The following is a 23,157-nucleotide window of genomic DNA, read 5'->3' as shown; positions in this document are numbered from 1 at the left end:
AGGTTCTTGTTGTGAAATACTCCTATAGCCATGACCTATTCCGACTACATAACATAGAACACGACAAAAAAGACTTGCTCGACTTCTTAGACGAGGCGGAGATGGGTGGAAATGATGAAGACAGCATGTTCCGATGGCTCTTTGATGAAATCATGCCCTTCGAAGGCGATTATTCCACAGCCGACATTCTTTGCATCTCAGACTTTGGCTGGATGCCGATATCTGAAGAGGTGATGGATAAGATAAATGCTGAGAAGCAAAAGGGCATGACCTTCTATGGACTGAACATCGTTGACTCTTCCACGATGGGGCAATATATGGGGGATCACATGGAGGAAATGAGCGAATACCTGGGCAGTCCGGCAAATGTATGTGACTCTATGTGGGAATACGAGAACGGCATATGCAAGGAGACAAAGAAGATAGAAAACAAACAATCTGATTGATATACGTATACCCGTTTTTCTTTGCTGAAAAATAAAGGCTACCTTTGCAGCAGATTTTGAAAGAACTATTTGAAATATTCACTAAAATTATCTATATTATGGCTTGGATACCTTGTCAATGTTGCGGTCAGGAACTCCCTGAGACGTGGAACTGGTACGTATGTGACAAATGCGGTTACCGCATCTGCCCATCATGTTTAGGAAAGCATTCCGGACGTTATGGTGCTGGATTTAAGTGCAGCCAGTGTGCTTTCGGACACATGCATCGCAAGTAACATCAGTAATTAACCCTTAAACTCCATCAATGAAATGGCTTTATACAGTATTGAAAATGACACATGTCTGGGCATCACGCACTCAGGTGGTGCAGTGAACGTAGAGAGTGAAGGTTACGTAGAACTCTCAGATGAAGAAGTTGCAAAGATTGTTGACCTCATTAGACAGAAGGGAACGACAGACATCGAAGAACTGGAACAGGAAGAGAAATATCCAGACATCTATGAGAAACTCCGTGAGGCGTATCACGATATGGCTTACAATGCAGAAGAACTTCATTGGCTGTGGGAAGGATACAATAACGGATACTTCGAATATGATACAGATGAACTGATGGCATACTGCGAAGAGAACTGCGGATTCAACTTTGAGTTTGACGAAGAGGACTATACTGAGGACGGGGAACTTGACGAGGATGCGCTTGAAGAAGACAAGACCGAGGCCTTCAATGACTGGCTCGACGATTATGTGGCTGGTCTGGAAGACAGTGAGGTGAAGGACTTCTTCTATAACCATATGAATGCAGGACTTGAACTTGAAGATGTTGAATATTCGGTTGAGATACCAGAGGCTATTATCAAACTTGCAGAAAAGAAGGACTGACGATGGACGAGAAACTTATAGAAGGTATGAGGCGCATGAACCAGATTGGGGCATGGGAGGCCTATGGAAAGGATGCCATCGCTGTAGTAAGCCAGGGAACGCCTGGTGAGTACACAGATAACCCGACTGTCAAGGAATATGAAGCAAAGGACTATAAGCTGAGAGATGCCAACATGTTCGGACAAGGCGATGAGACAGGCGAGATACTTATATTCGTAAAGTAAGAATGACTTATTCTGAGTTATTACATAAAATACCGTTTGAGAATGTCGTACCGTGTATGACATTCATCAGAGGTAATCAGGATATTATCCTCCGAGAGTATTCCGAACTCTACATCCGGCTGCAGTCTGTCAAACCAAAGGCGAGTGACAGGCATATAGTTGTAGCTAGCAGATGGGAGGGAACGTCTCCTGATATTGACATGATCTGCACGGTTCGTGACAAATATGATAAAAGTTGGTGTATCTTAGGTAGATATACATATCTCAACGAGCTGATGGGCATGGATATTGATGTAGAAGAGGATGTGACACTGTCAGAGTAGGAATTGTTGGCGGGCCTCCCCTGGGAACTGTCAAAATGCCATCTTGATGACAACGACACAGAGCATCTGGCCATCCTTGAAGCTTGGAGATTTGGAAAATAGTCATACTTATTGTATAAATGAATGGACGAAGCAAAAGATTTACATATAAAGAGCATATTCAAGGTAACTCGTTACAGCTACAAATATCGTAACCCATACAAATGTCATTGGCCGGAATTCAAGCTTGACTCGCATGAAGTAACATTCCTCTTTACATTGAAGGAAGCAGAGGAATACGTGAAGCAAAATGCCATTTATCATCAATATGGAACGTACGCGTATGTAGTAACTGAGATTCCGATAGGACTTCAAGTGATGGAAAGGCTCATGTCAGACAGCTTCTCCCAACGTGTATATCTCTCCGATGGAAACCTATGGGGTGTCAGCGACTATGCCAACATCATGCAGCGTGAAACTCCATTCTCCATGAATGAGGTTGAACTTGGCCACTACCTTGGAAAGAGACGCATGTTTCACGGACGAAAGCCCAAGGAGATACTCTTCAAGCCTGGTGATATCGTAGAGGTCTTCGGCTATCATGGAAACGACTATTGGAGCGATGATGAGGTGAACCTCGCCATTGTGGTAAAGACACCGCCGACGATGGAAGAGGTAAAAAAGATGCAGGACAAGTATATGGCAACGCATACTGACTATGACCTCACAGACCACAGCCTAGGCTACAGATTCGACCATTCACTAGACGTGTATATGGTCCTGCCATATAATTATGGAGGGATTGATTGCTCACCAACGATAGCAACGATGAAGCCATCATTGCCAATCACAACTAGAAGGAAGAAAAACCTTCTTGACCAATACGAGAAATATCTCGCAGAAGCAGAGAAAAACATTTAAAGACTAAATATCCAACTACATGAGAGAATTGAAGATTACACAAAGCATTACAACACGTGATGAATCCCTTAACCGCTATCTTGCAGAGATAAGCAAGATTCCTATGCTAACCACTGACGAAGAAGTCTCCCTCGCAGCAAAAATACGTCAGGGTGATGAAGAGGCATTGGAAAAACTGGTGAAGGGAAACTTACGTTTTGTGGTTTCTGTAGCTAAACAGTACCAATGCAAGGGTATAAGCCTCATGGATCTCATCAACGAGGGAAACATAGGGTTAATCAAGGCTGCTCGTGAGTTCGATGAAACACGCGGCTTTAAGTTTATCAGCTACGCCGTATGGTGGATTCGTCAGAGTATCATATCTGCAATGAACGAAGAATCAACCATGATACGCATCCCTCAGAATGTCCATGGAAACATCAGCAAGGTGAAGAAGGCAGCACAACGATTTGAGCAGGAGCATCAGTTTGCTCCTACAGCACAGGATCTTGAAGAAATCATAGAGTTGCCTGTGTCAAAGATAAAGGATGCGCTTGGTTATACTTCATTCCACGTCAGTATAGACGCTCCCACGAGTGAGGACGATGACCGCAGCTTCCTTGACACCTTCGAGTCTGATGCACCATCTGCAGATTCTGGACTCATGGCAGAGTCTCTTCATGAAGAACTCACTAACGTTATATCACAACTAACTTGTCGTGAGCAGCGTGTAATCTGTATGTTCTACGGCATTAATAGTCCTCAGAAGTCGCTTGAAGAAATCAGCGACGAGATGGGGTTATCTCGCGAGCGTGTACGTCAGATCCGCACCAACTCAATCATCAAAATGCAATCACGCGACAACATCAACAGACTACGTGCTTATGCCTAAAAATGCCAGACAGAGACCAATAGTGGTGATAGGTGACGTTCATGGACTCACCACATGGAAGGATGTCGTAAAGAATCATCAAGGAAGTCAGTTTGTCTTCCTCGGTGACTATTGCGACCCTTACGAAGACATAGAACCAGATGAACTGATTAAGAACTTACGCTCTATCATACAGTTCAAGAAGAGGCATCCGAATGATGTTATTCTGCTTCTTGGAAACCATGATATGCACTATCTTTCCGAAGACTTCGTTACCTGCACCCGCTATGATGAGAGAATCGCACCTCGCATAAAGCGTATTCTGACAAGTAATAGAGACCTGTTCCAATACGCATGGCAACAAGGCAAGATGCTTTTTACACATGCCGGAGTCAGTGACGGATGGTTCCGCAATGATTTTCATGGCGATTCCAGTAAAAACTGTTCCATTGCGGATCAACTCAACAATCCCACACAGGAACAATTCGTTGCTATGGGAGAAGTTGGTTTTTGGCGAGGTGGGCCTTACGAATATGGAGGTATCTTCTGGGCTGACATTGACGAAACCAAAGACAATCCTTTGAAAGGATATCACCAGTTTGTCGGGCATTCCCGTGTTGACAGCATAAAGTCAGCAAAGATAGATGATGAAACTACCATCACGTATTGCGACTGCCTGTACAACGATCAATATCTGGTTATTAACAGACAAAATATGAACTGATTATGGAACAGAACAATTCATTTACAAAGGTAGATTACAATCAGTATAAGGATGCTTATAATAAAGATGTCATTCAGGCATGGAAGGATGGGAAAAAAGAAATTGATGTGGAAACACTTTGAGCCCTGATGTATGGATTCACTTTCACCAAGGCGTATGCTGACGGCGATTTGGAAGATGCGCTCTTCATGGACTACTGGAAAGACCTGTACTTTGACCTTGACTTGGACATGGGTCCTCTGGCTGAATCTACAGGTTCTGTTGAGGATGACTTGGCTATGATGATGGACGATGACTATGAGGTGGACACGCCACAGGAACGTTTGTTGATGGAAACCATTGACAGCACCGGTGACGGAAAGACTCCCGAGACTGCACTTTGCGTAATAGACGTTCATCAGGAATATGAGTACATCACTCGCAAGTTTCCATACAGTTGCTTGAAAATGGTCAAGCAAAGTGTAAGCGATGGTATAGATTGTCTTTATTTCGATGAGAATCCTTTTGACGTTGACAGGATATTCTTTGATATAAAGCGTAGATTTGACGTGGGCTACCCATGTCCGACGGATGATGTCAACCTCAAACCGAACGAACAGCAATGCTTGACCGACCAACATTATTCATGATGACACACCAGAGCAGGCTGCCTTCTGTGTTAGAAACATGGCAGTCTGCTTATGACAAGGCGATGGAAAACACCTTGGTGGGTGAACCGCTGGAGGAGTCATACGACCTGTGCAGAGAATGGGCTAAATGGAAAGAGATTACCCACAAGGCATGGGAACTTGGAACGAGAAAGATTGATGGGGTCGATGTCTACCACGAGTCTTTCGAAGTTGATAGCAAGTTACATGACCTTTGGAATGAATATGGCTATCCTTCTTTTGAGTCCATGACTTATGAAGAGGATGGGAAGATAGGCCTGCTGGATCTTGTTGGACGCAAGCTTTCACCAGCAATCTATGAAGACTTCTGCTTTACCTATGACTGGAGTCTTTTTACCACAGACTTTCAGATTGTAGCAAAGAAAGACGGCAAATGGGGAATCGTCGATTTTGAAGGCAATATCGTATGCCCATTTAAATACGACAGAATTGTGCGCGTAAAGGATTCCATGTATCATCTTGTCATCAAGAATGGCAAGCAAGGCGTGGTCAATCATCGTGGCAAACTTGTTATTCCGTGCAGCATGGACAGCATTCATACGCCAGACTTCAAATACGAACCGTTCTTCTTCAGGAAAAATTATAAATGGGGATGGTATTGGGATGGAGATTCTTCATTCTATAATTGCCACCAGAAGCCAATGTATGATGAGATCTACTATATGACTGAAGAGGAATGGGATAAACTCGATGATGAGGATGAAGAGTTCTTCGAGGCATTGGTAGATGGAAAGATGCATTACATTCTGGAATGGACAATCAAGTAACCAGTCGATTATGATACGTCAAGATATAGTATTTCTGACAGGAGCCGGTATCAGCTCAGAAAGCGGGATACCTACGTTCCGTGGAAAAGATGGGCTTTGGAATGATGAAAGAAAGGTCTATTTGGCAAGCTCTGAGGCATTATACAACGATACTTCAGAGTTTCTTGCATTCATGAATGACATGAGGCAAAGAGTTTTTGATGCAGCCCCTAATGCTGCACACGCCTTCATCGCAGATTTGGAGAAACAGCATCAAGTAACAGTCATTACACAGAATATCGACGACTTACATGAACGCGCTGGCTCTACCAATGTCATTCACCTGCATGGAGAACTGGCAAGAGTGTGCTCATCTGACAATCGTCATGATGCTCGTTACATAAGGGAAATGCCGATGAATGTTCCAATAAGACTTGGTGATGATGCCGGTGACGGCTCACAGCTTAGATCTCATGTCACATTGTTTGGAGAGTATGTATCCGGAATGCAGGATGCAGCAGAGATTGTAAAGGATGCTGATATCTTTGTTGTGATTGGCACCTCTTTGACGGTTCATCCTGCTGCGGAACTAATCCGCTATGCTCATCCTGATGTTCCTAAGTTCATCATAAATCCTAACGAAGTCGACATCGCATCTCTTGGGTATAAGTACATTCTTTCCACGGCAACAGAAGGTGTAAAGACGCTGCAAGAAGAATTAAACCATATTAACCGTTGAGTACTCTCATCCAGATTCTGAGGTACTCTCATAGGATTACTGTTTATACGATGTAGTTCAGTAAACAGAAAGTATCCTTAGTTATGGAAAGAGTTGCCTATACACGAAGCAAGGTGGCATAGATATCATTAACTGTTCGAGTGAATCGCTCAGCTTCAGGAAGTAATTGGAATGTCTCCGTATTCATATAGATGCGCTTGTTTACCTCAATCATGATTGAATGATAGGGAAATGTGCATGCAGGAGACAGCGAGTTGCTGTATGGTTCATTGATACCGACCTCATAGCCTGCATCAATGAACTTCGACGCTATCATGTTGATTGTTTCTTGCTCTGGCTTTGACCAGTCATCATTGAATCCAATACATACATCCACATCTGAAAGCTCCGGAGGGAAGGAATGACAATCAATGAGGATGCTTTCTTTGGTTAGACACTCCTTTATTCCACGAATGTAGTCATGGTAGATATTCATCAAGAATTCCTTCTTCTCTGATGACACCTCACGATGAAAACCACCAAAATCCGTGTAGATGATTCCCTGTCCTTTTGCTTCCAATGGGTCATGTTCAAGTCTTTCGGCATCAATGATGAATCGTGACAGCTGAAAGATGTGCATATCGACATTGACTTTCAGATTATGATTAGGTGCGAATATGTTATCCGTTGCCCAATCTGTCCACTTTATGACACAGTCACATTCAAATGCAGGGTTTTCCTTCCATCCTGAATATTCGGAATCGTAAAGTCCCAATAAGGACGAGTGTGGTACATTTAAAATTATTTTGTCGTAGTCCATTGTTTTCTCCTGTATGTTTATCCTCTCATCAAATATCGAATATCATCAATAATCTCCGGGTTTGGAAATTCTTCTAGGGATCCCAACACGGCAAAGCGGAAGTTCTCTGCCAGTATCTCTTCTGGATTGGTCATGTAACCAGTGTTCTTTCCGACCTTTGTGATAAAGTCTTGATAGAATTCACCATATAAGCAATCTCTTATCGGCAATTTTTCATCATAAGTTACGACATTGCAGTCATCGTCCAGTTTCAGAAAATACGGGAGGATATACCTAGATAGCGAGCCACCGTTATAGTTGCTTCGAGCAAGTGTTGTCATCATAAGTCGGTGTTCCTTTCCAGAGAAGTCCTTCAAGGTGATGTAGCTGCAGAACTTACTGACATCAGGATTTGACACGAAACGGCATCGTTGGTTCAACGCCATCAAATCAATAACCTTTTCTGTGGTTGTGAAGCCTATAGTCTTGTACATTTCCTCTTTAAAGGCAAGGGACGAGCGGGTGAGGATATGAAACAGCTCATGTGTCAGGAGTTCTTCAATCTTTCCCTCTGATTTCTTCATGACAGATTCAGCTACATATATGGTATTGCCTCTTGTGTACCCCATTGCACCACCCTCTTCTATGGATGTTGTCTTGACCACATTTATGGTTTCCACCGAAGGGATTGCCATACCGTGTCGCTTGAGTTCACTGCCAATCTCCCAGAAGAGTCCTTCCAACATGGATATTTCATTTTCCGTCCAATCAAGGACGCTGTCCCGACACAAAAGCAGATAGTCCCAGATAGTCGCGCCCTTGAATCCACAACGAGCTTCAAGGTCAAAAGGCGACAATCCGTTTACGAAATCATCACGTAATGAAATGAGATATTTTCCTTCTGCTTTATTTGAATAGTTGATATTTATCGATTGAAAATCTGTCGTTTTCCAGTTTGTCATATTCCTACTTTAAATTGTCTTGTCAGATGCCTTCTCCTATGCCAGTATCAATGATGTATTTGTTACCCGAGTTCTCCTCTTTGTCATAAGGCAGACGTGCAGCCTTGACCTTCTTTCCGTATTTCTGAGCAAAACGAACAGTATGCATGGTGCCGCTGTGCTTCGGACATTCTGCAACAATGACCTCTTCGGAGAGTGCTGCTTGCAGTCTGTTCCTTGATACGAGTCGGGTAGGGTTTGCCTTTACACCTAGAGGTTGCTCAGAAAGGATGAGCCCCCCTTTGCGTAGAATCTCCTCCTGGAGAGGGATGTTCTCACGGGGATGCACAAGGTTCAGTCCAGTAGCAACGATAGCTATAGTACCGCCATCAGCAGCCATGCATCCACGGTGAGCCGATGCGTCGCAACCCAAAGCCAGTCCGCTGACAACGACATATCCTTTCTTGGCATAGCTGATGCCAAGGTCGTAAGCCTTACTATTGCCTGTTCTTGTCGCCTTACGGCTACCGATGATGGCCACCATGTGTTCTCTCTTGAGCAAATCGAGGTTGCCCATCGCATAGATTCTCTCGGGACAATCTTCCCCGATAGCCTTGAATGCTTCGGGAAAGAATTCGTCCTCCTTGTTAATGGTAATTATCTGTGCCATAAGACGTATTCTAGAAAAACAGTGACTTCAACGAGCCTCTATAGAGCGAAGGCGCATCGTGATAGTTTAGGATGCGGCAGAGTACCTCATCATCTGAGTAGTTGTCTTGAACGACAAAGTAACCATTGCCATCCACCTCTTCGATAACCTCACCAATCTAAGAGTGCTGGCCCTTTATGATGACTGGACTGCTTGAAGCAATCTGAGTAATCCAACAGTTCATGTCAAACTTATCCTCAATCATATCTTGATTGTCTTCCTGCTTGTTCTCTTCATTGACACGCCATGGTTTGTCAAGCCAACTGCGGAGAGATTCATCAGCAGGGACATGGTCTTTCATGAACTGCTTGAAGTCGTCAAAGTCTTCACGCTTGAGATCGTCAAATTTGATGATATCAATCTTGTAACGTGCCTTTGGAACATTCAGCATGCTATGTTCACTTATCTCACCATGAATGTTGACCTCGTCCACAATCGCCTTGAGAATGTCAATGGTAGATATCTCAAGTGTGTCAACAGCCTTAATGACATCCTCAGCCTTGCTCTTATCGTTCAAATTATCATTCAGATACTCCTAGATAGCTTTCGGTTTGAGATTGCCGAACTGCTTGATATAGCGAATGCGTCCTGGACGGCCAAGCAAGTTGCTGTCAAGATACAGATTGTTCGTGGTGAGAAGATATAGCTTGCGCTTTTCGTTATACACGCCATCAATAATCTTAAGGAGTATCTCCCCGTTCTCATGGAAGGTCTTTTCAGCCTCATCAATGAGAACCACACATTCGAAACAAAGCGACTGAATGAAGTCAAGCAGCCCGTTGTATGGGGCATTGACCAATATAACAGGAATTCCCATACGGTTGCTGAGAATCTTTGCGCCGATAGTCTTGCCTGTTCCCTTCAACCCATTGAAAATGACTCCTAGGTTCTTGTCTCCGTTCACGAATACGTCTGAGTTCCATGTTTTCTCAATCTTCTGCATTATGTCCTCTATGCCGAGATCATAAATCTTGAAATTGAACTGGAACGAGTCTGCAAGCTTGACTAAACCGAGGCGTGAGCCTGACATGCTCCTGTCCTCGTGAATCTGAAACACCCCTGTTCCTGGTGTGATGTGAAGTGTTGTGTTGCCGGGAATGGGATAAAACACCCCATGCTCATTAATCCATTTTTGCTTTATTTCCATAATTTCACATTGTTAGGTTATTGAGATCTTCTTCTCTTATCACGTCATCTATTATTACCTTGCCAATATATGGCTTTGTTTCAAACGGAGTCTCATCATACAGTCCTGGTTTGAACTCTCTCCAGAAGACCTTGTCAATGTCATGTTCATGAGCATACCGGCATCCACAACGACGCATCATGGCTTCTATGTCGGTAAGAATGACCAGGCATTCTAGTGGCCATTCATGCTCGGCATAAACATTCTTCAGCATTGTTAACATGTCGAGCGGCATCATCTTCATTCTTACAAAGTTTTTGGAAGTATCGTTCTTCAGCAGCCACTCTATCTTCTTTTTGCAGAACATCAAATCAGACTCTTCCATGGGCTTTGGCTCGTTTTCATTGAAAGACTCCGAGAGCATTCTGCCACACAGGAACCATAGGGTATCAATACAATGGAAGCCCAGTCCATGCATGTAGTCATATTTTTCTATCTCTTCCTCAATACTGAAATCCGTGGTTGCATTACTCGCGATATGACACCCTTCAAGAATCTCTGAGTGCATGGTGTCGGCATACTCATCGCCTCCTTCTTTACGCACCTCTTCGATACGTTCTGTAAGCCGTTTGTGAATCTCTTTCAGTTTTTCGACTTTCTCGTTACGGAGGGCTTTTACCCACTCCATTTCTATTTGCTCCGGCCAACGGTCAGTGAAATACTGCACCTGTAGTATCTTCAGCTCATCCTTCTCAAGAGTGTCGTCGTAGCCAATGCCGATACGAAGCCAGTCCTCGACTTCAAAACGGCTTCTTATGTCCTCATGACTGTAGAAGTCAGAATTGACACTGAATACTAGCCATATTTTCTTCAGTGTCTCCATAGTTATGGATGATTCTGGATGAATCCACACCTTCGTCAGAAAACGCCACGTAGACTGATATGCTCCAAGCATTGCAAGCTGACTGATGCAGTCTTCAACAGGTGTTTCGCCTTTGGATTGTGCAATGAAGGCACTGTAGATATAGGTTGATTTGCTCTCGATGCCGAGGAGAGCATCATCTGGCATGGGAATTACCTCACATTTGCCTACGATGCTGCGTAGGTCCTTATATGCTATTCTGCTGAACTCCACCCATCTGTCACTCCCCATTCTTACACAGTTGTTGTTCTGACGACCTTCAACGAAACGCCTTGTAATAAGCACGCCGGTGTTCTGCTTCTCGTCATCAAAGAACGGCTCGTCGTTGCAATCACTTCCTTCAATAGGTGCATAATCCGTCAGTATTTCCTCATTATCACTATTGTAATAATGGAAGCCATCCTCATTACGGACATATACGACATCATATCTGGGCCAATCCTTTACACCATCGTAAATGGCAGGGAAACGGATGCTGCCATTTTCATCCTTCAGACCGATCTTACCATTCTCATAAAAACGGTAATCATACTTGTTGTCATCAGAAGTGGATACCTTACCGTAGGGATAGTAAAAGGAATGGCTGTTGCCTGAGTGTACATATACGAACTCCTTACACAGTTCAATCTGGTCATACTTAGGTTCAAGAATGACCTTTCCCTTGATGTCTCGGAGTCCCCAGAGTCCATTCTCCAGGAACTTTTCCGACTCGCGAGAGCGGACCCATACACGTTCGGTGTCCGCTCTTTCAATAGCTACTCTTTGCATTATTCTTGTTAATTGTTTGTTTATACGTTGAATCCAATACGTGCACGACTACCCTTCTTATCGAGCATCTCAGCCTTACAGTAAGTTTCGAGTTCTTGAAGAGTAGCGAACTTACCGTTAAGGACATAATCAATGGCACGTTTACGGGCTATGTTTTCTATTTGACCTCCAGAAAAGTCATAGCGCTCTGCCAAAATATGGGCATCTTCTTCGCTGATGTTGTTGAGCATAGCAGTCCATATCTTTGCCTTGACATCAGCCTCCGGCTTCTTGAACTCTACCTTAAAGAGGAAACGGCGCTCAAAGGCGTCATCAAGGTTGCAGGTGAGGTTAGTCGTAGCAATGAGAATACCCTCAAGATTCTCAACCTCTTGCAGGATGATGTTCTGCATAGAGTTCTCCATCTTCTCGACAGTCGGATTGATGCCACCAACAGTCGTACGCTTGTTAAAGATGGCGTCTGCTTCGTTGAAGAAGAGAATCGGCATGACATCGCTGTTCTTGCAGAGATGCTTGTAGCGTGTGAAGATTGCCTTCACGTTCTTCTCTGTTTCACCGACGAACTTGTCACGCAGTCCTGCAATGTCTATCTGCATGATATTGCGACCAGTCTGGCGTGCAATCTGCAGCACGGTCTCTGTCTTACCTGTTCCAGGGGCTCCATAGAAGAGACACGCAAAGCCCTTGCGCATGCCTTGCTCTTCCAGTCGGCGCTGGATGTCAGGGAGATTATCCTGAGAGAGGAGACTTGTCAGACGTGCTATCTGATTCTCTTCACAAGAATTGTAGAAAAGTGACTTCTCCTTAATTTCAGTAAAGCTCTTCAAAAACTTGTCTCTACGATGTGGTGTCTTGCACTTTGACTTACTTGGCTCATAGGCTGACAGTAATTCTGACTTTGCCTTTTGCGTCAGCACATAGCGCTCCGTATTGGCTATGCCGTCTTCACACTTCTGCTCAATAAGACCTGCAGACATTAGTATGTGAGTTCCGTTCTGCAAGTCGCGACGGAGTCCGTTGCATTCCCAATCTTCAGGATAGAAATTATCTATACTGTGAAGGGTAAGTCCCTCGTCATCCGATTCAGCCCACTGGGCATAGTCGTAGGCTATCATCAGCAGCAAAGACTTGTCATGTATATCCTCGAAATGCATGACCTCATGACATAACGGAAGATGAGGGTTTGCTTCCACCAACTGTTGCATCCAAATCTCATCATCCTCAAAACTTGCATTGCGATTGTTGAGGTTCTTGTCAAGATGGCTTTCCAACTTGTCCATGAATTGTTGCTCGTTGAAGCCGTCGAGTTTCTCTGGAACAAAAGTCTTGTTATGACGTAGAGCGGTAACGACACCATGCTCCAGAGCGAAGCCCTCAAAGCAACCACCCATCTCATGCGTGCCTCGACGAATGACCCAGCGCTTTGCCAGCAGTTCCTCAATTTCTTCGGAATAGCACATGGTGGAAAGACGGCTACTATGGAGGAAGTTGCCAAACTTACGCCATGACAGAGGTTCGCCAGCTTCAGCCATGATAGCGACCAAGACAATCTGAATGTCTGTCAACTCCAGTCGCTCGCGCAGATAAGCCAGAGGATTTTTAGCAGAACTCCAGAATTCATCAGAGAGTTCGCTGCCACGTGCCCTATCAAGGACTCGGTCTAAAGCGGTGATGATAGTCCATTCTTTGGGTTCAACATAAGCTTTCTCTTCTTTCTCAAAATCATTGTCATCAAAAAAGTCTGAGCTGTGTCGGTTAATTTGAAGTTTTCACATAGTCGTATAACGGTATTAATGAATGTTAGCCTATATAACTGAATCGTCCACAAAGGTAAAGTAAATTACCGATGTGGACGATTGCCATATACGTATAACGGTCTAAATACCGTTGTCTTTAGCTCTGTATACTATTTGCGATATTCATTTTCTGGTCTTGCATGAGCTGGGGTGATAGGTGATTCCGGTACAAGTTTGAGCAGTTCCTTGGAAAGTTTTATCGACTCTGACGAAGGAAGGTCAATCTCATAGAATTTTCCTTTGCTATCTTCTCTAGCTTGAAGGGTACAGAAATAGATGGCTTTCCTATAGTCCTTTAACGTTTTGGATATTTTACTGTTACATGCAGACTTGCCTTGATAAATGGGATGACCAGGACTCTTGTCTTGGAAGTTGAAAAGAGAAGCATACCATTCTGGGAAGTCCTTTTCAGCTGATGGCACAAATACTTTATATATCTGCTTTATCCATTCAAGAGTAGCATTCTGATATTTCTTTTCAGATGTATTAGGATTGAATCTCGACAGTTCACCCTTCCGAATCTTTAAGTCGTCAAGGTAAAAGCGGGCGCCTGTGTACTGCTTGAGCAATGTACATGCGTATATCATTGCTGGCTCGGTGCCACCGATATACATTTCGACATTTTTTCCATCGATGTTATACACAAAGCCATAATTTTCTTTCTTTGACCCATCTTTTCTATTGAGCACAGTTATCTTCTTGATTTCAATACTAATGGTGGGAACTTGTGATGATGGATGGCGAGTATAGGTGTCTTCTTCCAATGTTTCTGACTTGGTATTGTCGACTGCGCCAGTAAGGACTTTCTTTGAATATCCGGAAGACGGTGCATCAAACCACCCCTCAATCATGGCGATGAGACGTTTCTTGGCATCTTCCTTTTTTCGTCCTTCTTTACTTCCCATTGCATAACATATGTCATCCTCTATGCCACGCGGAATCTTACTGGCGTTGCCATTTGAAACAGGACCACGTGAGACGGGTTTGTGTGGATAGTCAAAATCTGATACAAAGTCAATATCATTGAAAGTTGATGACACATCAGAAGACCTTCTGGAAGCGATGGCATGCACCTTCTTAAAACCAAATTCATTAACGGCTTCTGTAAATGACTTTAAGAGTATTTCAACGGCTCCCTTACGCTCTTTTGAAGGATAGTTGTTAAGGCGTTTCTTCTCTGACTTCAGATCCTTGACATTAAGTGTGCATACATCATAAAGGAAACTTTCTACCTGACTTTCGAAATACCCTTCCTTGAACTCGACGGTCTCAAACGCATAGGAGAATCTTTCATCATCATTGCCAAAGAGTTTGACGATGACGTTGTTTTCCTCCATGTCTTTGATAAGTCCTTTTGTCAACACATTATTGTTATAACGCGCGCGCACAACAGTGTTGAACTCGAAGAGATTATGGTTCATCGTCTTCGACCTGTTCAGACGCTCAATATCTCGTGCATGATGCTCCTTCTCTTCTGGTGTCATTATAAAATAGACCACTAAAGGATTTATATTGAGCTGTTTTTTGTTGTCTTTAAATATCTTCATACCACTTACTTATTTGAAATCCTAACGATACAATGTATTTAAGCGTATTGAAAGCGGTGTTACGGTCATACGCTTTCTCAATCTCGGGAAGCTCTTCATACGGCACAAGACATGGTGTCTCTTTCTTCTCGTCATCGCGTATAGGTCCGTATGTCCATCCTTCAGAGATACGACTCTGAGACCATACCTCATGAACGTTCTTGGCAATGGATTCTGCAAGTTCGTTGAGTTCTGCTGGCAACTCTACGTTGGAAACGTCGGCTGGGTGGGGGATATATTTATTTGTATTCATTATAATTTCTGGTTAAACGTATATTACTTCTTATTCCTATTGTTGAAGATATGATCTAAACTTATTCTCAGTTTTTTCTGAGCCTCCTCGGTGTGAGTGTAGTCAATCTGGTCTATATCAGACAAATCAAAGCGTAGACCATCAGCAAAAGGTGTATTATCTAACATTATTGGTAAAACGGGTTTCTTGCAGTTTATGGCATAACGTATCTCCTTTTTTACATATTCAGACTTGTTTGAAAGCTCCGACGATAGAAAAAGTACTGCTCTTGTTGACTCTATAGCTTGTTCAATAACTTCTTTAAAATCAGAACTGCTATATATACCATTCTTGTCTATCCAAGGCTTAATTCCCCATGATTTTAGCAGGTCAACTAATTCGAATGCTTTCTCTGAATCCTCGCGTTTATAACTAATAAACACATCATGTTCTGAATCCTTATATTCAGCAAGTTCTTCTTCTGTGAGTTGTATCTTGCTCAGATTGAGTGTGGTGGGTTCATTATCCTTTTCGTGTTTATAATTAGCTACGCCAGTCTTGGAGGCAAACAGTTCATATATAAACAATTTATCCTCATCTGGATAATATGCTCCATTTCCTTCGTAAAGATAAAGTTCTATATTTAGTGATTTATTAGTTTTATAGAGACTATCGGAAATCTCATCTACCATAAACTCGAGCACATTCTGATAAGGCATATGTGCTGAACCAGAGCCAATAAGTGGAAAAGCAATAGAAGTGATATTTAGTAACGAAAGTAAATGGAAACAATTTCTGGTAGCAGTCCTTACTATGTATTCCACTCTCTCTTCTGGCTCAACATGTAGGCCTGACCATGTTTCTTGCAAGTATTCTTTGTCTATTGTCAAACAATGAAAGATATATTTCTGACTGAGTTTTCCGGCTGTAGTAACTACAACGCCACCAACTTCTCCTTCACGATGTTTCTGTGCATCCTCGTAAATGGTTTGACCACCTTCCTTTAAAATGGATGCAGATACACCACCACTCATCGTTATTAGCGTATCGTCGCTGCTTACAAGCACCTCGGTTTCAGAATTAATGATATTTCCAAAGACCAGAGTTAATGTCGAATTCTTAAGTTTATAAATACGTCTATTCATTATTTTGCGGTGTTGAGGTTAAGCTTAACTTAATCTTTTCTGAATATTCAATGCATTTCTTCGCTTCTTCTTGTTTGCTTTGTTTGTCGTAGATTATACCGAGATGGCGGAACCATTCGACCAATTCTGGAGCATTTTCTTCAAAGTCAGATAATATATTTATGGCATTATTCAACATACGTTCTGCATTTTCATAATCACGCATCCCAAAATGAATGGTGCCAATTTCATGACACAAGTCTGCCAATTCAAACGACGGCAATGGACCGTTTGGCAAATGTTGAGCTTCAGCAATTTTAAATCTCACATCGAAAGCGTGATAAAGATAGTTCAATGCAAGTTTTCCATCTCCATAATCAGACAACAGACGACCTGCACGTTCGACAAGTTCCAATGTCTTTGAATGAGTCTCACCATTTATCTTTTTGGAAATAGTTATAGCCTCCATTATATTGTCTAATGCTTTTTCTATGTTGCCATTTAACTTATAGGCTAATGAAAATTGTCATAATGTACCAATGTGCCAGGCTTAAATTTTCCGATGGTGGAAAGAGATACCTTTAGAGCTTTTTCAAGAAGAGTGATTGCTTCTTGGTATTTCTCCAGAAGCATGTAAGCATCTGCAACATTGTTGTATGACAACCCCGTATCGGGATGCTTGTCACCCACTATCGCCTGTTTAATTTCAAGAGATCGAAGTGAGTATTTAAGATAATTTGGGGCATCTTGAAGTTCCGCATAAGCTTGTCCGATATTGCTATAAGAATTAGCTGTTTCAAGATGCATCTCACCATAAGCTTTTCTTCTTAATTCAAGCGACTTTTGTTGATATTCAAGATTTTTTTTGCTGTCACCTATGTGTGAATATGAGAAGCCTGCAGTATTATACGATTCAGCCAACAGTGCTTCTGAAGCGTTTAATGCTAGTCGAATATCTAGACCTTTACAAACATATTCGTGGTATTTACAAAAATCGCCCAACTTACCCGATACAACTCCAAGATCATTATAGCATTGAGCAGTGTCCAAATGTTGCTCCCCCAAAATCTCAAGTCGGATATTTAATGCTTTTTGAGTATATTCAAATAGTTTTGCAAAATCTTCAAGTAGATAAATGACTTCTGCAGCATCCATCATGGCTGATGCCGTCTCTAAAGAGTTTTCACCATACAAAGATATAGTAAGCTTAATAATTCGCTCGTGCAATTTACAGGACTCCAAAAGCCATCCATCTTCCATTTCGTTCTTAAGAGTTTTTATCCTAAGACAATATTCATCAATATTAATCTTGAGTCCTTTCTTACCCTCTTCACCAAGCCTTATGAGGTTAAGATTATGCTGTACGTCATGTTCAATCTCTTCCTCATTTAGAACCGCCAGTGCCCCTTTATTGTCTCCTGCCGTGAATAGTTTCATTGCACGCTCCAAACGCTCAGAACATTGGGTCGTGCTGAGTCGGGTTATCATTAGAGCCGTGTCCCAAAGAGAGTTTTCCATATTCTTCTGTCTCTCTTGCAATTCAATGAGTTCCTGCGCATATTCGGCGTATTCCTCATCATCCGGTTCTGTAACAGCCAGAAGTTTCTTCGTCTTTTTGATGGACTTCAATAATATGTTATACTCTTCGTTATTACCAGCAAAGGGCACGTTCTTCAGATCTACGTAGGTTTTTCCACCTACAACGATTTGAGAGTCTTTTATCTCAATGGCATTACTGTTTTTTAACTGCTTACCTTGGTACTCCATAAATTGAAGCAGGAAGTCAGCCTTTAATGTATCAGTGTTTGCAAAAGTGCAGTAGAAGTGTCCATATTTTGCAGGAAACTCGTCGCGGAATTTTTTCAACTCCTCTGTTATCTCAGAGCCATCTTTAAAGTAGATATAAATCTTATGCGGATTTCGTCCAGCACAAAGTTCGCCATATGCTGTATCAAGTTCGGTTTTTGTATACATACCGAACTTTGTCCAATAAAGGACAAGACAAATATCACATTCGCGAAGCTTATCGTTGTAATCTTCTTGCTTGTGTTGTGGTCCCATTGAGGAATCAAGATATTCCCACTTTACCAGACGAACTGTTATGTCTTGCTTTTCAAGAACATTATTTATATTTTCCACAAGGTCAGCCAACTCAAGTCTTTCGGGCTTAAGTTCTTCTGATGAGGCAAGGAAAATCTTGATTGTCTTCATATGTCTAAACTATTTCTCTTTTATTTGAATATGTTCTAGGCTTACAACTCCCTCTTGGACAAGATTGACAATGTCTTCTTGAGTTAGTAATCCTCTTAAGTACAAGTGTATTGAAGTCAAACTCCAGTCTATATAAGGAATTCCTGTTTCATCTGCTTTCAACGGAGCACCGAGTGCACCATCATCAATATAGATGTTACCATAAACCTTAGGGGAGGAAGTCCATTCCTTCTGGTCAGGATTCTCGTTCACTCCATAGAGAGGAATGTCATTTGAAGCAAACCAATCAAGTGCTGGCTGAAGAGTGTCTACACCTTCTGAATCTCTGCTTCTCATGGTACTAAGGAGAAGGTCATGCCCGTTCTGCACAAGCTTGCGCAGAACAGGTACGGCACCTATATCTTCTCCGACGGCTGGGTAGCGATGTTTCACTACCGTTCCGTCAAAGTCGAGTACAACATAATATCCGTTTCTTGTCATTAGCAGGATTTGAGTTTAACGTTTTCGTAACCAGGGAACTTGTTCAAGAAAGCCTGAGCATTTGCGGGACGTGCTGGTGCTGCTGCTTGCAAACCTGCAACAATGGCATCGGCGAACTTGTCGGAAACGTTTGCTTCCTTCATGAAGTGCCTTAAGTCTCTATCTTCATCACTCTTGTACTGAATTGGATGGGGACGATTGTTGGTCATTATGTTATAGAGAGTTGCTGATAGACCAAATATGTCCGGTTCAGAGCCGAACTTAATCATTGCAGAACCATGGACACGCATTTCTGGTGCTGCGAAGTCACTTGTTCCATGTACACCAGCACGGTTAATGATTGAACCTTCATCATCATATTGTTTTGCTACACCAAAGTCAGTTAAAGCTGCATCGCCATTTTCATCTACCAGGATGTTTTCTGGTTTGATATCGAGATGAAGCACCTTATTTGCATGAGCAATATGAAGGGCTTTGCATAAAGGCTCTACAATGTGCTTAAGAACAAGTTCCTCAGAGAAATTTGCACCAGTATTCTGAAGGTCTTCCAGAGATCCCGCATGATAGAATGGCATCACATAGTACATGGTGTCTGTCTTCTCACATTTGAAAAGTTCTTCAGCGGGTACGATATGGCTATCTGGAGTATTGCCAAGACGGCGCATGATTTCTGCTTCTTCACAGAATTTCTGTCTCTCTGTGTCAATATCGAAATTCGTATATTCGTTTGCAACAGCTCGGAATTCATCGCCTTCTCTATGGAAATCGCTACACGGATAGAACTCTTTCAAGACAACCTCCTTCTCTTCTCCATTTAGAAGATTATGAGATAATGCACTATACGCATAACCAAAACTACCATGACCCAAGAATTTATGGATAGTGTAAACCACATGCTCGCTGCTTAGTTCATATCCCATAGGCAATACATCACCTTCAAGATTGTCGAAATCAAAGTCATCGTCTTCCTGCTGGTTTTCGCATTCCTGATAGAGCGAAAGATTGAGAATCTGGTCTTCTGTAATCGCCTCAGGAACCATCTCGTCCATCCCATACGGATGCAATTGACGTCTTACATAAGGTTCGTTGAGTTGAGTCATCAACCATTTTGCATCGAAGGGGGCATCAGTATTGATGCTGAACGCATAACCATCTTGGAAATATGCTGTACCTTGGTCTGCGTCAAACAATCTTGGCTCAAGTCTACCCTGAGAATTTGTAATGAGGCAGTCACTAATAAGATGATATGCAGGAGCGAAAAGGAATGAGATATTTTTCTTGTCTATATCATTCATCCAGAGGTTCTTGTACATATTGTACGTCTTTTTTCGGTCAATATACGCCATGACCTTCTCTTCCTCTGGTACTCTGGTCAAAGAGTATGTCTGCCTGCGAATCTTGCTGACGAAATCACTTAATTTGACAATTACACTTCCATCGCGTTCAGGCAGCTCAGGATTGATGAAATTCTTGAGGAAATCTTTCTTCTTGATGTCTGAGACTTTGAAGAAGTCCGCATAACTTTCATCTGACAGAACTAAGTTGATAGGACGACAACGAAGCATTGGATGATTGAGATCGTAGAAACGTACTAGTTTCTTCATCTCTGATGACTTGTTTGCATTGACAAGAACTGCAACCTCTCCAAAAGGAAGAAGCACAATTGTCTCAATCCAGTCTCGTTTCAATGCCTCCTTCATATCATCACTTTGATTTTCAAAGATGTCCTTCGGAGATACAATTCCTGCGAACTTTCCAGCGTCTGCCAACGTATCAAAACACTTTGACAGACAGAAGTCAAATGCAGACTTGCCATTTATATATCCGCGGTAGGTTGACATTACATAGTCAATCTTAGAACAGTTCAGCCATTCGAGAGAATTACGCTGTTGCACATGGGCATTGTTGCCACCTGTACCATAGTTAAGCAGACGGGCGGCAGCATAGAGCTTGTCATTCGTATCGCCGTCGGCATAGAGCATGTCGCCTGCTTGAATCATTGCTGCAGCAATTGCACATCCTGCAAATGGATTATAAACCACTGATTTACCCTAAAAAAACTTGACACTTTTGGATGCCTAAAACAAAAGTGTATGAGAACAAAAGTAAAACGTGAAAGAGATCGTGTCCTAAATGAAGCGACAGGTCAGTATGAATGGGTATGGGTAGAATCCACTCGCTACATTCATGATGAAGAAGATCGAGTACTTGCTGCACTTGATTTCCTTAAAGGCGAGAATACGCCTGAGGAATTAGTTGAGAAACATCATATTTCCAACATTCAGGTGCTGTTTTCTTGGGTAGGTCGTTATCTTTCTGAAAATCGTTTAGTATCTTTGCAGGAGAACAACGATGACACTATGGCAAACAAAAGTAAAGACGAGCAGATCAGAGAATTGAAAGCAGAGCTCAAGAAAGCAAGAAAAGAGGCAGAACTAGAGAAACTACGTGCCCATGCCTACGACACAATGATTAACCTTGCAGAAGAACGATTCAATATTCCAATAAGAAAAAAATCTGGCACCAAACAGTAAGTCTGCTCCGCGAAGAGTCTTCACCAGCATCGATGAATACCCTTTGCAGGCTGTTTGGTTATAGCAGACAGTCGTTCTACAACCGTGAAGATCCAGACAATGACTTTGTCGATAATGCCTTAGAAACCATGATAGTGGAGAAGGCCAGAGAATACCGTAAGGATAACCCTGGACTTGGTTGTGCCAAACTATACCTCATCGTCAAACGCTTGTTTGAATCCACTGATCGTATGCCTGGACGAGATGCGTTCATAGAATTGCTCCGTGCCAATGGATTGATGGTGCAGTTGAAAAGACGTCGTCACTACAAGACAACTGACTCCAGTCATCATTACCACAAGTATGACAACTTGATAAAGGATGTGGTTCCCATGCGACCTAACGAAATATGGGTCAGTGACATAACGTACATAGAAACAACTGAGGGTGTGTGTTACTTGTCGCTTATCACGGATGCCTATTCTCATAAGATTGTGGGATGGGCAGTAGGACCGACCTTGGAAACCATATACCCATTGGAGGCACTGCGTATGGCACTGGCAACAATTGACGATGAAACAGCATCCCGTCTCATCCATCATTCTGATAGAGGAAGCCAGTACTGTAGTGCTGCATACGTTAAGGAGCTAAAGGCACATAATATAATGATAAGCATGACCCAAAGCGGTGATCCTCTCGAAAATGCCATTGCAGAACGCGCCAATGGCATCATCAAAACAGAATGGCTCTACAAGATGAGCATACCGTCAATAGAGAATTGTAAGGAAGAACTGACTCGTATCATACGTTTCTATAATACAGAACGTCCGCATATGAGCATTGGATACAAGACTCCCGAAACGGTACATACAGAAGTTGGAGAACAAAAAAGGTGTTGGTGCAATCCATGGAACAGACCTGCTGCCACAGGCAGCCGATAGGTTTTTCTTAGCCATACAGCATCTCCTAAAATAATGGGCGCTGCCCCGAAAGACAACGCCCATACCACTATTTCAGTGTGATGCAGAAACCTATTGCTGGCGAGTTGCTCCTCAGCAGAGCTCGCTTCCTCTTCGGCTTCTGACAGCAAAATTACGAAATATTTTTATTTCTTGCACTAATCAAAGGAATAATCATTAACTTTGCAATTGGAATGCGAGAAGGTAGTAAAGCAAATCAGTTTACTGAAGAAATCTTGTAAAACAAATCAGTTCAACTAACAGAACTTGTAAAGTAAAACAGAGAACTGAATAAAAGTAGTAAACCTAATTAGTTAATCGCATCCAATTCTGTCAACTAATTTTAGGAATAGTCACCGTTTTTGCATCCCAAATGACAAAAAGTGAAAAATTTGCATAAAAATTTCAATTTATTTATAGGTTTCTCGCTTTTTTGCAAGGTTATTTGAATAATTTTTTGTAATTTTGGCGCGATATAATAATAAATAAGGTGTATTATGGACAAAGAAGAGA

The 23,157-nt window shown here is 42.4% G+C and carries 26 protein-coding genes; 12 read left to right on the top strand and 14 right to left on the bottom strand.

Annotation, left to right across the window (positions count from 1 at the left end):
• Positions 1–11 precede the first annotated feature (11 nt).
• The 10 genes from ST42_RS13880 (at position 12) to ST42_RS09955 (ending at position 6,499) form a co-directional block, all read left to right on the top strand.
• Entirely contained in the window at positions 12–446 is a 435-nt protein-coding gene (locus ST42_RS13880; RefSeq protein ID WP_044073426.1) for a hypothetical protein, read from the top strand.
• Positions 447–755: 309 nt separating this feature from the next.
• Complete coding sequence (locus ST42_RS09995) at positions 756–1,325, top strand: hypothetical protein (protein WP_042518497.1); 570 nt, start codon at positions 756–758, stop codon at positions 1,323–1,325.
• Positions 1,326–1,327: 2 nt separating this feature from the next.
• The gene (locus tag ST42_RS09990; RefSeq protein WP_042518499.1) at positions 1,328–1,549 is read left to right on the top strand and encodes a hypothetical protein; all 222 of its coding nucleotides are present in this window, start codon (positions 1,328–1,330) and stop codon (positions 1,547–1,549) included.
• A gap of 56 nt (positions 1,550–1,605) precedes the next feature.
• Positions 1,606–1,872 (top strand): hypothetical protein, encoded by a 267-nt coding sequence (locus ST42_RS09985; RefSeq protein WP_044073424.1) that lies wholly within the window; start codon positions 1,606–1,608, stop codon positions 1,870–1,872.
• A gap of 123 nt (positions 1,873–1,995) precedes the next feature.
• Positions 1,996–2,772: a hypothetical protein gene (locus ST42_RS09980; protein ID WP_042518502.1), complete on the top strand. Its 777-nt coding sequence runs from the start codon at positions 1,996–1,998 to the stop codon at positions 2,770–2,772.
• A gap of 19 nt (positions 2,773–2,791) precedes the next feature.
• Positions 2,792–3,643 carry a sigma-70 family RNA polymerase sigma factor gene (locus tag ST42_RS09975; RefSeq protein WP_042518504.1) on the top strand — a complete coding sequence of 284 codons (852 nt, stop codon included), beginning with the start codon at positions 2,792–2,794 and terminating at the stop codon, positions 3,641–3,643.
• A complete protein-coding gene (locus tag ST42_RS09970; RefSeq protein ID WP_042518506.1) occupies positions 3,636–4,346 on the top strand; it encodes a metallophosphoesterase in 711 nt (236 codons plus the stop codon). Before ST42_RS09975 ends, ST42_RS09970 begins: the two co-directional genes overlap by 8 nt.
• 128 nt (positions 4,347–4,474) lie before the next feature.
• Positions 4,475–4,975: a DUF4919 domain-containing protein gene (locus ST42_RS09965; protein ID WP_042518508.1), complete on the top strand. Its 501-nt coding sequence runs from the start codon at positions 4,475–4,477 to the stop codon at positions 4,973–4,975.
• 62 nt (positions 4,976–5,037) lie between these two features.
• Positions 5,038–5,781, top strand: a complete 744-nt coding sequence (locus tag ST42_RS09960) for a WG repeat-containing protein (protein ID WP_231557010.1) — start codon at positions 5,038–5,040, stop codon at positions 5,779–5,781.
• Positions 5,741–6,499 carry a Sir2 family NAD-dependent protein deacetylase gene (locus ST42_RS09955; protein ID WP_231557008.1) on the top strand — a complete coding sequence of 253 codons (759 nt, stop codon included), beginning with the start codon at positions 5,741–5,743 and terminating at the stop codon, positions 6,497–6,499. The genes ST42_RS09960 and ST42_RS09955 overlap by 41 nt, the downstream gene beginning before the upstream one ends.
• 97 nt (positions 6,500–6,596) lie before the next feature.
• On the opposite strand, the gene ST42_RS09950 is transcribed toward ST42_RS09955, so the two are convergent.
• The 14 genes from ST42_RS09950 to ST42_RS09885 all read right to left on the bottom strand — a co-directional run bounded on the left by ST42_RS09950 (position 6,597) and on the right by ST42_RS09885 (position 21,214).
• Entirely contained in the window at positions 6,597–7,298 is a 702-nt protein-coding gene (locus ST42_RS09950; protein WP_042518511.1) for an N-formylglutamate amidohydrolase, read from the bottom strand.
• A 17-nt stretch (positions 7,299–7,315) separates the two neighbouring features.
• Positions 7,316–8,239 carry an eCIS core domain-containing protein gene (locus ST42_RS09945; RefSeq protein ID WP_042518513.1) on the bottom strand — a complete coding sequence of 308 codons (924 nt, stop codon included), beginning with the start codon at positions 8,237–8,239 and terminating at the stop codon, positions 7,316–7,318.
• Between the two features lie 22 nt (positions 8,240–8,261).
• The gene (locus tag ST42_RS09940; protein ID WP_052485460.1) at positions 8,262–8,888 is read right to left on the bottom strand and encodes a DNA-processing protein DprA; all 627 of its coding nucleotides are present in this window, start codon (positions 8,886–8,888) and stop codon (positions 8,262–8,264) included.
• Between the two features lie 157 nt (positions 8,889–9,045).
• Positions 9,046–9,444 carry a hypothetical protein gene (locus ST42_RS09935; RefSeq protein WP_042518515.1) on the bottom strand — a complete coding sequence of 133 codons (399 nt, stop codon included), beginning with the start codon at positions 9,442–9,444 and terminating at the stop codon, positions 9,046–9,048.
• Between the two features lie 18 nt (positions 9,445–9,462).
• The gene (locus ST42_RS09930; RefSeq protein WP_082028635.1) at positions 9,463–10,074 is read right to left on the bottom strand and encodes an AAA family ATPase; all 612 of its coding nucleotides are present in this window, start codon (positions 10,072–10,074) and stop codon (positions 9,463–9,465) included.
• 4 nt (positions 10,075–10,078) lie between these two features.
• On the bottom strand, positions 10,079–11,743 hold the full coding sequence (locus ST42_RS09925) for a WG repeat-containing protein (RefSeq protein WP_044073419.1): 1,665 nt from the start codon (positions 11,741–11,743) through the stop codon (positions 10,079–10,081).
• A gap of 20 nt (positions 11,744–11,763) precedes the next feature.
• Complete coding sequence (locus tag ST42_RS13260; RefSeq protein ID WP_197068938.1) at positions 11,764–13,308, bottom strand: ATP-binding protein; 1,545 nt, start codon at positions 13,306–13,308, stop codon at positions 11,764–11,766.
• 341 nt (positions 13,309–13,649) lie between these two features.
• Positions 13,650–15,086, bottom strand: a complete 1,437-nt coding sequence (locus ST42_RS09915; RefSeq protein ID WP_044073417.1) for a hypothetical protein — start codon at positions 15,084–15,086, stop codon at positions 13,650–13,652.
• The gene (locus tag ST42_RS09910) at positions 15,073–15,378 is read right to left on the bottom strand and encodes a RyR domain-containing protein (protein WP_044073416.1); all 306 of its coding nucleotides are present in this window, start codon (positions 15,376–15,378) and stop codon (positions 15,073–15,075) included. The genes ST42_RS09915 and ST42_RS09910 overlap by 14 nt, the downstream gene beginning before the upstream one ends.
• A gap of 23 nt (positions 15,379–15,401) precedes the next feature.
• Positions 15,402–16,502 (bottom strand): TIR domain-containing protein, encoded by a 1,101-nt coding sequence (locus ST42_RS09905; RefSeq protein ID WP_044073414.1) that lies wholly within the window; start codon positions 16,500–16,502, stop codon positions 15,402–15,404.
• Positions 16,495–16,950: a tetratricopeptide repeat protein gene (locus tag ST42_RS09900; RefSeq protein WP_044073412.1), complete on the bottom strand. Its 456-nt coding sequence runs from the start codon at positions 16,948–16,950 to the stop codon at positions 16,495–16,497. The genes ST42_RS09905 and ST42_RS09900 overlap by 8 nt, the downstream gene beginning before the upstream one ends.
• Before the next feature lie 44 nt (positions 16,951–16,994).
• On the bottom strand, positions 16,995–18,692 hold the full coding sequence (locus ST42_RS13255; protein WP_052488314.1) for a tetratricopeptide repeat protein: 1,698 nt from the start codon (positions 18,690–18,692) through the stop codon (positions 16,995–16,997).
• Between the two features lie 9 nt (positions 18,693–18,701).
• On the bottom strand, positions 18,702–19,172 hold the full coding sequence (locus ST42_RS09890; RefSeq protein ID WP_044073411.1) for a hypothetical protein: 471 nt from the start codon (positions 19,170–19,172) through the stop codon (positions 18,702–18,704).
• Positions 19,172–21,214 carry a protein kinase domain-containing protein gene (locus tag ST42_RS09885; RefSeq protein WP_156139347.1) on the bottom strand — a complete coding sequence of 681 codons (2,043 nt, stop codon included), beginning with the start codon at positions 21,212–21,214 and terminating at the stop codon, positions 19,172–19,174. Before ST42_RS09885 ends, ST42_RS09890 begins: the two co-directional genes overlap by 1 nt.
• A gap of 51 nt (positions 21,215–21,265) precedes the next feature.
• On the opposite strand from ST42_RS09885, the gene ST42_RS13250 reads away from it, so the two are divergent.
• Complete coding sequence (locus ST42_RS13250) at positions 21,266–21,706, top strand: hypothetical protein (protein ID WP_052484576.1); 441 nt, start codon at positions 21,266–21,268, stop codon at positions 21,704–21,706.
• A gap of 32 nt (positions 21,707–21,738) precedes the next feature.
• Positions 21,739–22,626 (top strand): IS3 family transposase, encoded by an 888-nt coding sequence (locus tag ST42_RS09875; RefSeq protein WP_044073408.1) that lies wholly within the window; start codon positions 21,739–21,741, stop codon positions 22,624–22,626.
• Positions 22,627–23,157: the final 531 nt, after the last annotated feature.

The organism is Prevotella pectinovora (assembly GCF_000834015.1).
In the GTDB taxonomy this organism is placed as follows: Bacteria; Bacteroidota; Bacteroidia; order Bacteroidales; family Bacteroidaceae; genus Prevotella; species Prevotella pectinovora.
The sequence above is the reverse complement of the archived record's forward strand: the minus strand, read 5'-3'. Positions and strand labels throughout refer to the sequence as shown.

What these genes read in the sequence shown, in the direction of transcription:
- ST42_RS09900 (WP_044073412.1), bottom strand. Translation starts at nt 16,950, where the DNA reads ATGGAGGCTATAACTATTTCCAAAAAGATAAATGGTGAGACTCATTCA.
- ST42_RS09990 (WP_042518499.1), top strand. Translation starts at nt 1,328, where the DNA reads ATGGACGAGAAACTTATAGAAGGTATGAGGCGCATGAACCAGATTGGG.
- ST42_RS09915 (WP_044073417.1), bottom strand. Translation starts at nt 15,086, where the DNA reads ATGAAGATATTTAAAGACAACAAAAAACAGCTCAATATAAATCCTTTA.
- ST42_RS09970 (WP_042518506.1), top strand. Translation starts at nt 3,636, where the DNA reads ATGCCTAAAAATGCCAGACAGAGACCAATAGTGGTGATAGGTGACGTT.
- ST42_RS09975 (WP_042518504.1), top strand. Translation starts at nt 2,792, where the DNA reads ATGAGAGAATTGAAGATTACACAAAGCATTACAACACGTGATGAATCC.
- ST42_RS09905 (WP_044073414.1), bottom strand. Translation starts at nt 16,502, where the DNA reads ATGAATAGACGTATTTATAAACTTAAGAATTCGACATTAACTCTGGTC.
- ST42_RS09890 (WP_044073411.1), bottom strand. Translation starts at nt 19,172, where the DNA reads ATGACAAGAAACGGATATTATGTTGTACTCGACTTTGACGGAACGGTA.
- ST42_RS09910 (WP_044073416.1), bottom strand. Translation starts at nt 15,378, where the DNA reads ATGAATACAAATAAATATATCCCCCACCCAGCCGACGTTTCCAACGTA.
- ST42_RS13250 (WP_052484576.1), top strand. Translation starts at nt 21,266, where the DNA reads ATGAGAACAAAAGTAAAACGTGAAAGAGATCGTGTCCTAAATGAAGCG.
- ST42_RS09985 (WP_044073424.1), top strand. Translation starts at nt 1,606, where the DNA reads ATGACATTCATCAGAGGTAATCAGGATATTATCCTCCGAGAGTATTCC.
- ST42_RS09940 (WP_052485460.1), bottom strand. Translation starts at nt 8,888, where the DNA reads ATGGCACAGATAATTACCATTAACAAGGAGGACGAATTCTTTCCCGAA.
- ST42_RS09960 (WP_231557010.1), top strand. Translation starts at nt 5,038, where the DNA reads ATGGAAAACACCTTGGTGGGTGAACCGCTGGAGGAGTCATACGACCTG.
- ST42_RS09965 (WP_042518508.1), top strand. Translation starts at nt 4,475, where the DNA reads ATGTATGGATTCACTTTCACCAAGGCGTATGCTGACGGCGATTTGGAA.
- ST42_RS09930 (WP_082028635.1), bottom strand. Translation starts at nt 10,074, where the DNA reads ATGGAAATAAAGCAAAAATGGATTAATGAGCATGGGGTGTTTTATCCC.
- ST42_RS09980 (WP_042518502.1), top strand. Translation starts at nt 1,996, where the DNA reads ATGGACGAAGCAAAAGATTTACATATAAAGAGCATATTCAAGGTAACT.
- ST42_RS09950 (WP_042518511.1), bottom strand. Translation starts at nt 7,298, where the DNA reads ATGGACTACGACAAAATAATTTTAAATGTACCACACTCGTCCTTATTG.
- ST42_RS09945 (WP_042518513.1), bottom strand. Translation starts at nt 8,239, where the DNA reads ATGACAAACTGGAAAACGACAGATTTTCAATCGATAAATATCAACTAT.
- ST42_RS09955 (WP_231557008.1), top strand. Translation starts at nt 5,741, where the DNA reads ATGGAAAGATGCATTACATTCTGGAATGGACAATCAAGTAACCAGTCG.
- ST42_RS09995 (WP_042518497.1), top strand. Translation starts at nt 756, where the DNA reads ATGGCTTTATACAGTATTGAAAATGACACATGTCTGGGCATCACGCAC.
- ST42_RS09875 (WP_044073408.1), top strand. Translation starts at nt 21,739, where the DNA reads ATGAATACCCTTTGCAGGCTGTTTGGTTATAGCAGACAGTCGTTCTAC.
- ST42_RS13255 (WP_052488314.1), bottom strand. Translation starts at nt 18,692, where the DNA reads ATGAAGACAATCAAGATTTTCCTTGCCTCATCAGAAGAACTTAAGCCC.
- ST42_RS09925 (WP_044073419.1), bottom strand. Translation starts at nt 11,743, where the DNA reads ATGCAAAGAGTAGCTATTGAAAGAGCGGACACCGAACGTGTATGGGTC.